The sequence below is a fragment of the Streptomyces sp. NPDC029151 genome (assembly GCF_055564315.1).
Genome location: NZ_JBVHWQ010000013.1, coordinates 124,641 through 138,734, shown reverse-complemented (window position 1 = coordinate 138,734; position 14,094 = coordinate 124,641). Strand labels below are relative to the sequence as shown.

Annotated in this window: 15 protein-coding genes and 1 pseudogene; 7 read left to right on the top strand and 9 right to left on the bottom strand. The window is 70.7% G+C overall.

Going from position 1 to position 14,094, the window contains the following annotated elements:
• Positions 1–98: 98 nt before the first annotated feature.
• A complete protein-coding gene (locus ACZ4VF_RS34845; RefSeq protein WP_467931044.1) occupies positions 99–926 on the bottom strand; it encodes a class I SAM-dependent methyltransferase in 828 nt (275 codons plus the stop codon).
• A 298-nt stretch (positions 927–1,224) separates the two neighbouring features.
• Positions 1,225–1,818 carry a hypothetical protein gene (locus ACZ4VF_RS34840; protein ID WP_467931043.1) on the bottom strand — a complete coding sequence of 198 codons (594 nt, stop codon included), beginning with the start codon at positions 1,816–1,818 and terminating at the stop codon, positions 1,225–1,227.
• A 213-nt stretch (positions 1,819–2,031) separates the two neighbouring features.
• Here ACZ4VF_RS34840 and ACZ4VF_RS34835 point away from each other — a divergent pair, with 213 nt between their 5' ends.
• Positions 2,032–2,742, top strand: coding sequence for a hypothetical protein (locus ACZ4VF_RS34835; protein WP_467931077.1), 711 nt, complete (start codon positions 2,032–2,034; stop codon positions 2,740–2,742).
• 730 nt (positions 2,743–3,472) lie between these two features.
• Here the strand turns inward: ACZ4VF_RS34835 and ACZ4VF_RS34830 are convergent.
• Positions 3,473–3,934, bottom strand: a complete 462-nt coding sequence (locus ACZ4VF_RS34830) for a MarR family transcriptional regulator (protein WP_467931042.1) — start codon at positions 3,932–3,934, stop codon at positions 3,473–3,475.
• A 99-nt stretch (positions 3,935–4,033) separates the two neighbouring features.
• On the opposite strand from ACZ4VF_RS34830, the gene ACZ4VF_RS34825 reads away from it, so the two are divergent.
• Both ACZ4VF_RS34825 and ACZ4VF_RS34820 read left to right on the top strand, forming a co-directional pair.
• Positions 4,034–4,975, top strand: coding sequence for an alpha/beta fold hydrolase (locus tag ACZ4VF_RS34825; protein WP_467931040.1), 942 nt, complete (start codon positions 4,034–4,036; stop codon positions 4,973–4,975).
• 70 nt (positions 4,976–5,045) lie between these two features.
• Complete coding sequence (locus tag ACZ4VF_RS34820) at positions 5,046–5,480, top strand: cupin domain-containing protein (protein WP_467931039.1); 435 nt, start codon at positions 5,046–5,048, stop codon at positions 5,478–5,480.
• A gap of 172 nt (positions 5,481–5,652) precedes the next feature.
• Here the strand turns inward: ACZ4VF_RS34820 and ACZ4VF_RS34815 are convergent, their stop codons facing one another.
• Positions 5,653–6,861, bottom strand: a complete 1,209-nt coding sequence (locus ACZ4VF_RS34815) for a phospholipase D-like domain-containing protein (RefSeq protein ID WP_467931038.1) — start codon at positions 6,859–6,861, stop codon at positions 5,653–5,655.
• Between the two features lie 250 nt (positions 6,862–7,111).
• On the opposite strand from ACZ4VF_RS34815, the gene ACZ4VF_RS34810 reads away from it, so the two are divergent.
• Positions 7,112–7,537 carry a DUF6003 family protein gene (locus tag ACZ4VF_RS34810; protein WP_467931036.1) on the top strand — a complete coding sequence of 142 codons (426 nt, stop codon included), beginning with the start codon at positions 7,112–7,114 and terminating at the stop codon, positions 7,535–7,537.
• 755 nt (positions 7,538–8,292) lie between these two features.
• On the opposite strand, the gene ACZ4VF_RS34805 is transcribed toward ACZ4VF_RS34810, so the two are convergent.
• Together ACZ4VF_RS34805 and ACZ4VF_RS34800 are read right to left on the bottom strand one after the other, a co-directional pair.
• Positions 8,293–8,829: a cysteine hydrolase family protein gene (locus tag ACZ4VF_RS34805; RefSeq protein WP_467931035.1), complete on the bottom strand. Its 537-nt coding sequence runs from the start codon at positions 8,827–8,829 to the stop codon at positions 8,293–8,295.
• Between the two features lie 297 nt (positions 8,830–9,126).
• Positions 9,127–9,405, bottom strand: coding sequence for a GlsB/YeaQ/YmgE family stress response membrane protein (locus ACZ4VF_RS34800; RefSeq protein ID WP_467931034.1), 279 nt, complete (start codon positions 9,403–9,405; stop codon positions 9,127–9,129).
• Between the two features lie 388 nt (positions 9,406–9,793).
• Here ACZ4VF_RS34800 and ACZ4VF_RS34795 point away from each other — a divergent pair, with 388 nt between their 5' ends.
• The gene (locus ACZ4VF_RS34795) at positions 9,794–9,931 is read left to right on the top strand and encodes a hypothetical protein (protein ID WP_467931032.1); all 138 of its coding nucleotides are present in this window, start codon (positions 9,794–9,796) and stop codon (positions 9,929–9,931) included.
• Between the two features lie 219 nt (positions 9,932–10,150).
• Here ACZ4VF_RS34795 and ACZ4VF_RS34790 read toward each other — a convergent pair whose 3' ends face one another.
• A complete protein-coding gene (locus ACZ4VF_RS34790) occupies positions 10,151–11,359 on the bottom strand; it encodes an MFS transporter (protein ID WP_467931031.1) in 1,209 nt (402 codons plus the stop codon).
• A gap of 91 nt (positions 11,360–11,450) precedes the next feature.
• Here ACZ4VF_RS34790 and ACZ4VF_RS34785 point away from each other — a divergent pair, with 91 nt between their 5' ends.
• On the top strand, positions 11,451–12,212 hold the full coding sequence (locus ACZ4VF_RS34785; RefSeq protein ID WP_467931030.1) for a DeoR/GlpR family DNA-binding transcription regulator: 762 nt from the start codon (positions 11,451–11,453) through the stop codon (positions 12,210–12,212).
• Between the two features lie 158 nt (positions 12,213–12,370).
• A pseudogene (locus tag ACZ4VF_RS34780) lies at positions 12,371–13,191 on the top strand (IS5 family transposase).
• A 17-nt stretch (positions 13,192–13,208) separates the two neighbouring features.
• Here ACZ4VF_RS34780 and ACZ4VF_RS34775 read toward each other — a convergent pair.
• Together ACZ4VF_RS34775 and ACZ4VF_RS34770 are read right to left on the bottom strand one after the other, a co-directional pair.
• The gene (locus ACZ4VF_RS34775) at positions 13,209–13,553 is read right to left on the bottom strand and encodes an ArsR/SmtB family transcription factor (RefSeq protein ID WP_467931029.1); all 345 of its coding nucleotides are present in this window, start codon (positions 13,551–13,553) and stop codon (positions 13,209–13,211) included.
• Positions 13,550–14,008: an SRPBCC domain-containing protein gene (locus tag ACZ4VF_RS34770; RefSeq protein ID WP_467931027.1), complete on the bottom strand. Its 459-nt coding sequence runs from the start codon at positions 14,006–14,008 to the stop codon at positions 13,550–13,552. Before ACZ4VF_RS34770 ends, ACZ4VF_RS34775 begins: the two co-directional genes overlap by 4 nt.
• Positions 14,009–14,094 lie beyond the last annotated feature (86 nt).

The window sequence follows — 14,094 nt, the reverse complement described above, 5'->3', positions numbered from 1 at the left end:
GGCGGTGACCTCATGAGCCTCGGCGTCGACGAACGCGGCCGAATCATCCGCTCGGGCGATGATGCAGAGCTACGTGCCGAAGCGAAGGCGAAGGGGGCTCAACGAACGACCAGCAGGCCGTACAGCAGGGGGATCCGCGGCTCGGGCAGCCGCCACCAGCCAGAGTCCGTACGGACCATCTGCGGCCAGCGCGGCCAGGGAAGCTCGTCGGTCTCCCGCAGTCGCCGGACGCTCATTCCCGCATCCGTCAACGCGTTCACGACCTCTCCCAGTCCGTGCGCCCACTCGTAACTGTCCGTGGCGCCCTCGACGGCCGGCCCGTCGGTGTAGGTGTAGGTGGCATCCCGGTGCACCGGACCGGAGCCCCCCAGGTAGTCGTGACGCAGCAGCAGCTCCGGCCCCTCACCCGGACCCGGTTTCGGGCCGAGCGCGTTGAGCACCGGGTGGAACTCCGCGACGTACAACCGCCCGCCCGGCCGCAGAAGCCTGGCCACGACATCCGCCCACCGGTCGAGGTCGGGCAGATAGCACAGGGCACCCTTGCCGGTGTAGACGACGTCGAACCGCCGGCCCTCGAGCGCCGCCACGGCGTCGTACACGTTGGCCTGGACGTAGGTGACGTCGAGGCCCGACTTCGCGGCGAGGTCCCGCGCGGCCGTCACGGACGCCGCCGAGAAGTCCAGGCCGACCGCCCGGGCTCCACGCCGGGCGAGGGCGAGCGTCTCCGTGCCGAGGTGGCACTGGAGGTGCAGCACGTCCCGGCCGGACAACTCGCCGAGGTCCTCCCACTCGAACGCGGCGAACCAGCGCTCCGGATCCAGGTCCTCCTCCAGGCCGTAGAACCGGCTGGTGACGTGGACCGGAGTGCGGGCATCCCAGTTCGCCTGGTTGGCGCGCATCAGCCGCGCGTGCTCGGCGGAAGTCATGAGGACATCCAACCGCGCCCCGGCCGCGCGCGGGGAAGGAAAACCGAAAGAGTGCCGTGCCGGGTGTCGATTCGACCGGTTCCCGTTCGTCGGTGGGCGTAGGAAGCTGATGAGAACCGGGAGGGCATCGTGAAGCACGTGCTGCCCGGCTCTCACCGCCCCTCCGGGTGTGCCGACAACGCCGTTCCCGGCGACGACGCCGACGGACATCCTGTGTGCCGGCCCCGCGCCGGACCCCGCGTACGGCGAGGAGCCGGCGGACCCGATGTGGCGTGCATCGACGCTCACGTGCCGGGTGTTACCCGGGCCGCCCGGCGGGGCCGTCGTCGGCCAGGGCGGCCGACATCGTCCGCAGGCTTCGGTTCTGCACGTGTCCCTGGTACGCCGTCCATCCCACGAAGACCACGGTGAGCACCCCGAAGCCGATGGACTGCCGGGGGTCCCCGGTCAGAGCCAGGAACACGGTGAGCCCGCCGAACAGCACCCCCAGGAGCACCAGCCCCGCCCGGCGGTGGCGGGTGCGGTGCAGGCGCTGCGCCACGAGGTCACGCATGGCACGGCGTTCCCGCGGGGTGTCGGGCACCTCGCCGTGGCGGATCTTTGCGTCCAGGGAGACCAGATCGTCCGAGGAGCCGCCCGCGGCACGCTTCTCCTTGCGCCGCCGGGCGACCAGCACGGCGATCGCCCCCACGGAGGTGACGGCCGTGCGGAGGAGGACGGACGCGAACGACCGCCCCGGGAACAACAGCATGATCAACGCGCTGGCCGCCAGCAGGGACAGGATCACCTGCAGCCATAAGTGGCGGCCCAGGAAACGGCCGACGCGCCCGGCCGTGGGCGCCCGGCCGGCAGGACCGGTGTTCCGCACTCGCTCGCTCTCGGACAGGGTCACGAGCCGATTCCTTTCCCCTTGAACCGTGCCATGTGGTCCTGCGGATACCCCGAGCCGAGCGGGACAGCCGTCACGTGCGCGCGGCTCGGATCACGAGCAGGCAACGAAATGAGCCGGCCGCAACCACCCACTGTCCGGAAACCGTCCGTCCCGGCGAACGACACAGCCCGCACACAGCGTGGCCTGACAGACAAGGGACGATCAGCCGTGACGATGACCAGGACGCCCGACGACCACCACAGACCCGGCGCCGTTGTCCGTACGACCGTGACGAGCCTGGCCGCCGCCCTGCTGGCCCTGACGCTCGCGGCGTGCAACGGCGACGGCGACACCAAGGGGTCCGCCGCCGACACGAAGACGGCAACGGCGCAGCCCTCCGACAACAGCCCGGCGGCCGGGTCGCCCACGGTCGGCGCCGAGCCCACGGTCGGCGCCGAGCCCGCGGGCAAGGCGACCCCCGGGGGCGCTGCGGCGTCCCCGGTCAAGACCGCGACCCCGACGGCCCCGGGGGCACCGGCGAAGCCCGCCCCCTCCGGGGCCTCTGGCAGCGGTAGCGGTAGCGGCAGCGGCAGCGGATGCGACCACAAGATGCCCATCTCGCCCGACGAACTGGCGGTCTACCGCTACACGCCCGAGGGCGGCGCCCTGCACCTGATCGTCAAGTACGGCGCCTGGGGCTGCGCGCCCGCCGACTCCGACGGTGCCCCGTTCGAGACGGTGGGCAAGGAGATTCCCGTGCCCATGAACCAGGCCGCCTACGTCACCGTCACCAATCCCGTCGTCGCGAGCACGGAGAACCAGCACATCGGCGTACAGGAGTTCCTCGACTGGCTCGAGGCGCACCCGAACAGCGGGCTGGTCTTCAAGTACCACCTCGGCGCGGACGGGGCGATCGACAAGCTGGAGGAGGAGTTCACTCCCTGAGCGAGCCGTCGTTGCCGCCCGCGGGCCGTGCCCCCGGCGGTGATCCCGCCACCTGCCCCGGAGCCGCCTCGGGCCTGCGGGCGAGACGGAGCGATTCGGCCGGCTCCTGAGCCCACGTCCCGCCGTGACGCAGGGGCGGGGCGTGCCGGTCGGCTCGTTCCAGGTCCGGGTGTCCCGGCGGTGCCGTGGCCGGGCGGCAGGACGATGCAGCCGCCGCAGCCGGTGCGCACCTCGGCGTCCTGGTGCACGGCCGCGTATCGACCAGTCGCAGTCGCGGGCAGTACCAGCAGCACGACCGTGTCCCTGTACGTCACACCACCTGGCGTCCGCAACGGGTCGGGCAACTGGCGGGCCGCGCGCGGACGCATCTGCCGCGCAGGGACGCCGACGGCACCTGCGACCGCATCCCGGTCCCGGCCCGGGGGAGGGCGGAGGCGGACTGGCTGGTCGGACTGGACTGCACGATCGTACGGGCCCACCAGCACACCGCTGCCGAAGGGGCGCGGCGAGCGCGGACTGGGACGCCCCCGCGGCGAGGCTGACCGGCAAGTTCCACCTGGCCCACGGCGGACGCGGCCGACCGCTGTCCTTCACGGTCACGGCCGACCTCCCAACCCGCTCCAGCCGCCGGCCAGAACAGGACCTTCCGCCATACCTGCACGGACGGGGCATCAAGGCGGACCCTTCCCTGGGGCGTAGACCACCACCCAGCGACAAACAGCCTCGCCCCTCAGTCGGCCTCCCCGGCGGCTGTCTCCCGTACGGCCTCCAAGAAGCCCCGGATGGCCGCCCGCTCCCGCTCGTCGTAACCCTCGAACAGCTCCGCCACCCGCTCGATCAGCGGCCCGAAGTGGGCGCGGCCCAGTGCGACGGCCCGTTCCTCCACCTCGACGACCACCGTCCTGCGGTCCACGCGTCCCCTTACCCGCCGCACATGGCCACCCCGTTCCAGCCGGTCGATCACCGCGGTCGTCCCGGCCGAGTTCAGCCCCAGCGCCGCCCCGAGCCGCCCGGCGGTCATCTCCTCGTCCGCCCGGGCCGCGTCCATCAGCGCGATCAGGGCCCGTACGTCGGTTGCGTGCATGCCGTGGCGATCGGCGAACCGGGCGGTGTGCAGTGCCAGTTCGGCCGTCGTCGCACGCAGCAGGTGCACGATCGCGATCCCCGGCTCCGCGCCGTCCCCCTCGGTCATACGAGCGCCTCCTCCCTGGCCGATGTCCGGCTCACCGAGTACCTTGGCAGAAAATATCTCGCTGAGCGAGGTAATGTCGAGTACGGTCCAGGGGGACTCATGGGTGGGTACGACGGCGACGCCTTCCACGCGGCGTACGACGAGGTCATGGCCCGGTGGCCGGCAGACCGGAAAGTCCTGCGGATTCCCACCCCGTTCGGCATGACGTACGTCAATGCGTGCGGTCCCCGCGACGCTCCGCCGCTCCTGCTGCTGCCCGGCGGCGGGGGAGCGACCTCGGCGTCCTGGTTCGCGCAGGCGGCCACGCTGGCGAGCGCGCACCGGGTGTACGCCGCCGATCTGATCGGCGCGCCCGGCCGCAGCGAACCGGCCGCCGGCCGTCGTCCTCGTACGGCCGCCGACCTGAACGCCTGGCTGGACGCACTCCTCGACGGTCTGGACGAACACAACCGACACCACGGGGTCGGCGGACTCGGGAAACTCGGCGGACTGCGCGGTTCCGGCGGCGACGGCATCGGCGGGACCCGGCGCGTCGACCTCGGCGGTCATTCGTACGGCGGGTGGATCGCGCTGCGCTACGCCCTGCACGCCCCCGCGCGCGTCCGCCGGCTGTTCCTGCTCGACCCGACCCAGTGCTTCGGCGGGTACCGGGCGGCGTACCTGCTGCGCGCCCTGCCGATGCTGCTGCGGCCCACCCCGCGCCGGGTGCGGACGTTCCTGGAGTGGGAGAACGGGGGAGCGGGGCTCGACCTCGGCACGCTGCGCCTGCAGGAGGCGGCGGTGGGATTCCCGGCGCAGAGGCCGGTGACCGGGCCGCGTCCGGACGCGCAGGCGCTGCGGGCACTCGACGTGCCGGTCCTGCTGGCCGTGGCAGCGCGGAGCGGGACGCACGACGCCCGCGCGGTGGCGGCCAGGGCGCAGGAGGCACTGCGCGACGTGAAGACGGTCGTGGTCCCCGACGTCTCCCATCACGCGTTGCCCGCTGCCGCTTCCCCGGCCGTGAACCGCTGCCTGAGCGACTTCCTGGCTGTCAGCGGCTAGACCGTCTTGCGAAAGTGGCGGTAGTTCCTGTCGTGGGTGCTGATGCAGCCGGCTGCTACCTTCCGGAGGCATGACCGACAGCGTGTACGTGGGCAATGCCGGCAGGGACGCGGCACTGGACCGGGGGTGGCTGCTGGGGCATTTCAAGGACGCCTCCGATCCTCGGCACAGCGAGGACGTGGAGATCAAGTGGGGTGTCCACCCGCAGGGCGATGAGCGGGCTCAGTGGGTGACCGGCGAAGAGCGCACCGCCCTGCTGGTCCTGATCAGCGGGCGTTTCCGGGTGGAACTGCCCGGGCGCAGTGTTCTCCTGGCCGAGCAGGGGGACTACGTCGTGTGGGGCCGGGGCGTCGATCACTCCTGGTTCGCGGAGGAGGAGTCCGTGGTTCTGACGGTCCGCTGGCCGTCCGTCCCCGGCTACAAGGTGACCGATGAGGACGATTCTGCCACCGCGTGCCGTCTGTCGGCTGTTCCCGAGTCCACACCGGCGGACGGCCCGGCTTGACGCCCTCGGCAGCGACGGTTCCAGCCGGGCCCACTGGCCGTTCGTCAGATCCCCACGTCCTGCAAAGCCTGAGCATCTGTGAGCGCTTGGTGCGCGCAACCGCAAGGCCGAGGAGGGCGTCGACGTGGAGCATCCGGCAGCCGACGACAACGCGGCTGGGGGCGATGTCGCGTCACAGGAAGTGCCGGATCGGAGTGACGGCGGCTTCCTTCGCGCGCTGGAGCATGGTCCGCCGTCTCCATCGGGTGAGGTCGATGTCGACGCTGCGCCGGAGGTCCGCGTCGTAGTCTCGGTCGAGTTCGGCGGTGAACGTCTCGTCCAGGACGGCGAGCATGACCTCCTCGTCATGGTCCATGGACCGGCGGTTGAAATTGGTGGACCCTATCAGGGAGGCGACCGAGTCCACGGTGATGATCTTGGCGTGCATCATGGTCGGCTGGTACTGGCGGACATGCACGCCTGCTTCCAGTAGCCGCGTGTAGTAGTGCTGGCCGGCGAGCTGGCAGGCGCGCTGGTCGGTGTGCGGGCCGGGAAGCAGGATCTCCACACGCACCCCTCGGCGGGCGGTCTGGCACAGCAGGTCGACGAAGTAGGTGTCGGGGGCGAAGTAGGCGGTGGCGAGGCGGAAGCGCTCCTCGGCGGAGGTGAGCATGACGCGGATGAGCGTCTGCATGTCCTGCCAGCCGATGCTGGCCGAGCCGCGTACGACTTGGACGACCGACGAGCCGGCCTGCGCGTGCTCGGTGAACCGGTCGCGATCGTCGTAGAGCTGGTCGTGGCACTCGGCCCAGTTCTGCGCGAACGCTGCCGCGATGCCGTCCACGGCCGGTCCGCGCACCTGAACGTGGGTGTCGCGCCACTCCGCCGGGTTGCGGGCGTCACCGCACCATTCCTCCGCGATTCCGACGCCACCGGTGAAGGCGGTCTGCTCATCGACGATGAGAGCCTTGCGGTGGCAACGGTGGTTCTGCTTGAACGGTGACAGCCAGGCGGGCTTGCGGAACCAGGCCACCTGCACACCGGCCGCATCCATGAGATCCAGCAACCGCTGCTCGATCTGCTTGGCGCCGAAGCCGTCCAGCAGCAGACGGACGCGTACCCCCGCCCGGGCGCGATCGGCGAGGGCGACGGCGAAGTCGCCGGCGATCTGACCACGCCAGTACACGAACGTCATCATGTCGATCGTGTACTGGGCCGACTGGATGGCCTTGAGCATCGCGGGGAATATCTCGTCGCCGTTCCGCAGGGGCAGAAGATCGTTTCCCTCGGTGGCAGCCACACCGATCAGTCGCTCCAGACGGCGGCGCAGCCGTTGCTTGCGTGCCGCCGCGTCGGACGTGGCGACAACCGCCGGGGCTGCCGATTCACTGTCGAGGATCACGTCGTATCTCCCCTTGGACCATGAGGACGGATGGTTACGGGCCGCAGGTGGAGCCCGAGAAGCAACGTGCCCGGCGGGGGCCGTCGCATGTCGGCGGCGCCCCGATCCTCTCCGCCCCCCGCTTCGGCGAGAGCGATGACCGCTCTTCTCAGGTCGTGGAAACGCTGGTGGCGTGCGAAGGCGGCCGGTGCTGGGTGTGGGCGATAGCATCAGTGGCCCGCCGCTACCACCAGGAAGGCTTTACTGCGCGATGGCCGATGACGCTTACCTGTTTCTCCTCCCTGACCGCCATCCGCTGCTGGGGGCGGCGATGGGCGCGGTCGGTCCCCTGGAGTGCGCGGAAACCCCGGCCGTTCAGGGCTGGCTCTCCGCCCATGGGGTGCAGGCCTCCTCGGAACAGGTCAGGATCCTTCCGGCCGGTTCGGAGATGCTCATCCCGGAGGACGCGGAGCGGCTTCCCGTACCCCTGAGCGAGGAGGAGGCGGTGCACGTACAGCAGCAGTGCGCGCCCGCGTCCATCACCGACATGGAACGGCAGCTCTCCGATTTCCGGGACACGACCAACGGCTGGGAGGCCCTGGTCCACCGGGCGTTGCAAGCCGGCATCCCCGCACCCCGTATCGTCCAGCTCACCGGGCTGGACCCGCAGGAGATCGGTCGGCTGACCCAGAACTGACGACTGCCTCACCCGCCCGTTCGGTCACGGGGACGGCGCTGCGCGAGCGCATCATGGGGGGCAGGAGAGCTCTACGGCCGCCGAGGCCGCGCACAGCTCGACTGAGTCGGCTGCGGGGCCGGACCGGGGCGCGAGGAACCGGCCGGAACGGGCCGGCACTGCCCGCAAGAGCCACCGGGGAGCAGGCGGCGTGGTGTGGGGTCGCAGTACGGGATCGGGCCCCCGACCACGGTGTCGATCAGACCGTAGGTGACACGCAGGTGGAGCATGACGGGGCCGTGGGCGTAACCGGTCCGTGGGCGTACGTGACGGCATGGGTGACCAGTTCGCCGGCGACCGGCTGTATGAGGTCCGGCGCGCTGGGAGACGGGAGACCGTGGTCGGCCCGTACTTGGGTGAACGAGCCGGCGGCGTGGCGGCGGCCATGCGAGCGTTCCGTGCCCTCACCGGACACGAGCGGGGTCCGTGGGACCCGCTGGTCCAGGCCGCCCTCTCCCCACTCTCGCCCGTCTCCACCGGCCTGACCCTCACCGTGGGACGCAGGACCTCACCCTCCACGGCGATCGCCGTCATCGGCCTCCAGGCCCCGGCGGGAACCGTGCGAGCGGTGGAGCGACGAGCCTCGAGATCCGTCGTTCGACGCCTGCACCGCCTACCGGTTCCCGCACCCGGCCTCGCCCCGTCGCCGGGTTACCCCGGCGGGCACCCGAGCCGGGGCGGTGAGGACCACGTCAGCGGTCCTTGGCACCCCCGCTTCACGCCCACAGTTCCCGACTCTCGCACACGTGTGCGCCCATGTTGCGTTCCATCATGCGCAGTGCCGCCTGGGCGAGGTCGCGGTGGATGTGGGCGGTGGCGTCGTGCGGGACGACGACGTCGAAGTGCCGGATGTGAGCGTCCAGAGCCGAGTACAGCACGCACTGTTCGGTCACCTGCCCGGTGAGCACCAGGCGGTCGACACCCTGTTGCTGCAGCAGGTAGTGCAGTGGTGTCTCGAAGAAGATGGAGTGACGGGCCTTGAGTACGAACAGCGAGTCCGCGTCGGGCTTCACGGGCTCGACGAGATGGGCGTGGGGAGTGGCCAGAGCCCGATCGAGCAGCTCACCATGGTGTGAGCGCCACTCGCCGAAGTTGTCGTTGACGTAGATGACCGGTACTCCGCGATCGCGTGCGCGCCGCAGTAGGTCGGTCAAGACCGCTACGACCCGTTCTGCCGAGGGGATCAGCTGGTCAGCGTCTTTGTGGTCGTAGGTGTTGATCATGTCGATGACGATCAGCGCAGTCTTGCTCATACGATGAGCTTTCCACCGACGGGCAGTGAGCCGACTCCTGCACCCGGGCGAGATGCGGACGGCTCACCGTCCTGGGTTTGCGGAACAACGTGGGTGTCGCAACTGTCGCGAGTTCGAAGTGCGAAGGGTTCGGGATCGGGAGGGGGCAGCCGTGCCCGCCTCCGTCGGTCGGCCGTACCGCGATGGCGTTCTCCCCGGACGGCCCGCGGCCCGGGAGCCTCCGACACGGCGAAGGCTCCCCTCGCAGGATCGGGGGGAGCCATTCGGCGATGCTCGGCCAGTACTCGCGTCAGTGGGTCACGCGTGTCGGTGCGAGTGGCGGTTGCCGGTGATGAGACGGTACAGAGCGAGCAGGATGAGGGAGCCGACGATCGCGGCGATCCAGGTGGAGAGTTCGAAGAACCCGTCGACGGAGTCGACACCGAAGATCACCTTGCCGAGCCAGCCGCCGAGCAGGCCGCCGGCGATGCCGATGAGCATGGTGATGATGATGCCGCCGGGGTCCTTGCCCGGCATGAGGGCCTTGGCGATGGCGCCGGCGAGCAGTCCGATGATGATCCACGCGATGATGCCCATGGTGTGACTCCCTCTCGCTGTATAAAGACTGTGTTAGCTCCTCGTCTGCACCGTCAGCGCTGATGCAAACGTCGGAATCGCGGTGCGCGGCTCCTGGAATGACGTGGCGCGGTGCCACGCCGTCGGCCGGTTCCCCGAAGACAGACCGTTGAACTCGCTGAACCCGGTGAGCCCGGTTCCCGGGTGCGGGCGCAGATGCGTCCCCGCACCCGCGCGGACGCGCCCTTGCCGCTCCGGCCGGGCCGGGCAACCCGCCGCACCCGCGTACCCGGTCCGCGATCTCGGCATCGAGCTTTCTCGGCAGGGAGTCGCGCCGCAGCCCTGCCCCTGCCTGATCGGGGTACCTGAGCCACACGCGGTTTTCCTTGAACGGACGGGAGGGGTTCGCATGGCCGGCGGGGAGTGGATGGTGACGGCGGCGGGGGCGAAGGCACCTGACTTTGTGCCTGTGTGGGTGGAGGCACTGATCGCCGTGCTGGCATTGGGACTGGGCGCGGTGGTGGGTCGCCGGCGCAACAAACGCTGAGCTCTCCGCCTCACCGGGTAATCACGCCGGTCCGGGCCAACCGTCCCACCTTGGCGGCGTCACCCCCAGGAAGCACCAGGGGCGCGTGCACGGCGTTCCGAGGGACGCCCCTTCCGGAGGAGCTGCTGCACAGGTCGGGCGCCCGTGCGGCGGCCATCTGGACGGGCAACGCCGAAAGCTTGTGCGGCACGGGTGTCAGGGACCGTGCCGCACAAGCGGTCAGTGGCTGTCGGCTGCCCTCTCGCGCCGAAGGGTGAGGTCCGATCCGGTGCGCAGGACGCGGGCGCCCGCGGCGGTGGTCACGCACAGCAGGGTCAACAGGAGCAGGGCGTGGTCGAGGGCGACGAGACGGGTCAGCCAGCCGATCACGGCGGGGCCGGCGAGCATGCCCACGTAGCCGAGCCCGGCGACGCGGGAGACATTGGCTCCGGCGGCCGAGGGATCGATGTGCCCCGCAGCGCTGAACAACTGCGGGACACAGCCGGACAGCCCCAGGCCGAACAGCGCCCAGCCCGCGAACGCGGCCCACACCCAGGGGCCGAGGCCCACCAGAGTCATGCCGACGGCAGCCGTGGCCGCGCCGTGGCGCAGGACCGCCAGGGAACCGAACCGGGTGGCGAAGCGGTCGGCGAGCAGACGGCCGACGGTCATGGCCGCGGCGAACGTGCCGTACGCGAACGCCGCCGTGGCGGCGGGCACGCCCAGGACGTCCCGCATGTGCAGGGCGCTCCAGTCGTTGGCGGCGCCCTCGCACAGCATGACCATGAGCGCCAGGACGGCCAGCAGCCAGACCCGGCCCGGGGTGCTGCGGCGCCCGGCGCCCGGCGCCACACCGCTCTTCCCGGCGAAGTCGGGGCTCTCGACGGAGGGAGGGGCAGGCAGCAGGGCGCGCGCGGAGGCCAGGGCGGTCACGATGCCGGCGGCTCCCACGGCGGCCATGCCCGCGGCCGGGTTCAGGCCGGCGCTCGCCGCGCCCGCTCCGGCGAGGGCGGCGAGGACGCCGCCGACGGAGAACGTGGCGTGGAAGCCGGACATGACGGGGCGGCCGTACGCCTTCTCCACGTGCACGGCGTGAGCGTTCATGCCGACGTCCAGGCAGCCGTTGCAGAATCCGAAGACCAGCAGCGCGACGGCCAGCGTCCAGGGGTCCCGGGCGAGACCGGGCAGGAGCAGGGTCGCGCCGCAGAGTACGCCGCCGGCGGGCACCACGACGCGGGTGCCGAGACGGTCGGCCAGGGGGCCCGCCACCTGCATGCCCAGGAAGGCCCCGAGTCCGAGCAGCACCAGCAGGCCGCCGAGCGTCGCGTGGCTGATGCCCACGCGTTCCTCGATCGCGGGGATGTGAACCACCCAGGCGCCCATCAAGGTGCCGCACAGGACGAAATAGACGTAGGTGGCGACTCGGGCGGCGCGCAGGGAACGGTTCATGGGGCGCAGCGTAACGAACATCCAATGCGTTCGAAAGCCTTGTCATCGAACAGATCTTTTGTTCACTTCACCGTTGGTGTTCAATCCCGGTATGAGTAACGCAGACCGGCACGGGCTGATCACCAAGGTCGTCAGGGACTCCGGAAGCGCCACGGTCCAGGAACTCGCCGAGCTGACCGGCGCCTCGGAGATGACCATCCGGCGCGACCTGGACACCCTCGCCGCCCAGGGTGTCCTGCGGCGCGTCCGCGGTGGGGCCCGCACCCTGCTGCTGCGAGGCGAGGAACCCCCCTTCGCGCTGCGCGCCCACGAGGCGGTCGACGCCAAACGCCGGATCGCCGCCGAGACCTCCGCGCTCATCGCCGACGGCGAGAGCGTCCTGCTGGACAGCGGCACCACCTGCCTGGAGGTGGCCCGCCTCCTGCGCGAGCGGCCCGTCACCGTCATGCCCCTCTCCCTGCAAGCCATCCACCTGCTCGCCGCGACACCCGGCCCGGCCAGACTGGTCGTGCCCGGCGGACAACCCCGCGCCGCCGAAGGAGCGCTGACCGGCCCCCTCACCCTCGCGTCCCTGACCGCCCTGCGCTTCGACACCGCCGTCATCGGCTGCTGCGGGCTGACCGCGGCCGACGGCCTGACCGCCTACGACCTCGACGACGCCGCGGTGAAGAAGGCGGGCATCGCCTCCGCCCGCCGCGTCGTCGCCGTCGCCGACGGCAGCAAGCTCGGCCACACCGCCTACGCCCACGTCGGCCCCGCCGCCCGCCTGCACACCCTCGTCACCGACACCACCGCAGCCGCCGACGAGGTCACCGCACTCGAAGACGGCGGCACCCTCGTCCGGATCGTGTGACAGACCATGTGGACCGTGGTCCGATCCGTCCGGCGCGCAGTTCTTCGTGGACGGCGTCGTCGCGGGCCGGCCGTGGTCGGGCTGCGCTTAGAACTCCTAACGAAATGATCTTCGGCGTGGTTGGATCACTCCCGGACTGATGATTAGGGGGGTGCGGGGTGGCGCGGCCGAAGCCGTGGGAGGTCGACGACGAGCTGTGGGCTGTGATCGAGCCGCTGCTGCCCAGGGCCGAGCGCCGGACCCGGCATCCCGGGCGCAAGCGGCATCCTGACCGGCTGGTGTTCCAGGGCATCCTGTTCGTGCTGCACACCGGGATCTCCTGGGAACACCTGCCGCAGGAACTCGGCTTCGGTTCCGGTATGACCTGCTGGCGCCGCCTGGCCGAGTGAACCGAGGCCGCGGTGTGGCGCCGGCTCCACGAGACCCTCCTTGCCAAGCTTCGCGGCGCGAACGCCCTGGACTTCTCCCGGGCGGCCGTCGACGGCTCGCACATCCGGGCGTTAAAGGGGGCCCCAAGACGGGACGAAGCCCTGTCGACCGGGGCAGGACGGGCAGTAAACACCACCTGATCACCGACGTCACCGGCATCCCGCTCGCCGCCACCTTGACCGGCGGCAACCGCAACGACGTCACCCAGCTGATCCCGCTCCTCCAAGCCGTACCGCCCGTGCGGGGCAAGCGCGGCCGGCCCCGGCGCCGCCCGGACGTGGTGCTGGGCGACCGTGGCTACGACCACGACAAGTACCGTCGTCTGGTTGGGGACCTCGGCGTTAAGCCGCTGATCGCCCGCCGCGGCACCGAGCACGGATCCGGCCTGGGCACCCAACGCTGGGTCGTGGAGCGCGCGTTCGCCCATCTGCACTGGTTCCGCCGGCTGCGGATCCGCTGGGAGATGCGCGACGACGTCCACGAAGTCTTCCTCACCCTGGGATGCGCACTGATCTGCTGGAGAAGACTCCGCACTGCGACGGGCCTTTGAGACGGCGCTGCGGGTGTTCAGGGCCCAGTGGCCCCCTCCGCCAGATCCTTGATCGCGTTCAGGCGGTGCTCCCACTGGGCGGTGAGGGTGTCCATCCACCGCGTTGTCCGCCTCAGTGGTTGCAGGTCGGCTTCGTAGCGGACCTCGCGTCCGGTCCGGTGGGCGCGAACCAGTCCGGCGCGGTCAAGGACGGCCAGGTGTTTGGCCACCGCCTGGCGGGTGATGGGGAGGCTTGCCGCCAGGGATGTCGAGGTCGCGCCGCCTTCGCGGGCAAGGACGGCCAAGACCTCTCGGCGGATCGGGTCGGCCAGGGCCACCAGGACGTCATCGGGAGCCTGTTCACCCTCGGTGGTGCGGGTCATGCCGTGGTCAGTTCGCAGTCCGCGCGCAGCTGGTCGAGCTTGCCGGGCCAGTTCTGACTGTTGGCGCGGTGCCGGTCGATGGCCTCCTCGGTAGGCAGCCCGAGGTGCGCAAAGCCGCTCTCGACCATGGTGAGCCGGGTGCCTCCCGTGGAGTCGTCTTCGGCCAGGGTGAACTCGACCAGAGTGGCGTTCGAGTCGTCCGGTTCCTCGCCTGCGGCGCCTTGAGACCACCGCCAGGACAGGAGGCGCGGAGGCTCGACTGTCTGGATACGAGCGGGAATGACGCCGTGGATGCCATGGTCGAAGACCAGGAGACCGCCGGGCCGCAGATCGATCTTGACCGGCTCTCCATTGCCGAACCAGCGGCCGAGGAAAGCGGGCTCGCTCAGCACGGACCAGACCCGTTCCCTGGAGGCACTGATCAGGATGGCGCGTTCGATCGTGTTGGGGATCACTGCAACCTCATCTCATCCGGATGCGCTACCCAAAGGTTGCACATCCGAAGGCGCATGCGCAACCGATCGGTTGCGCATGGGGCCGC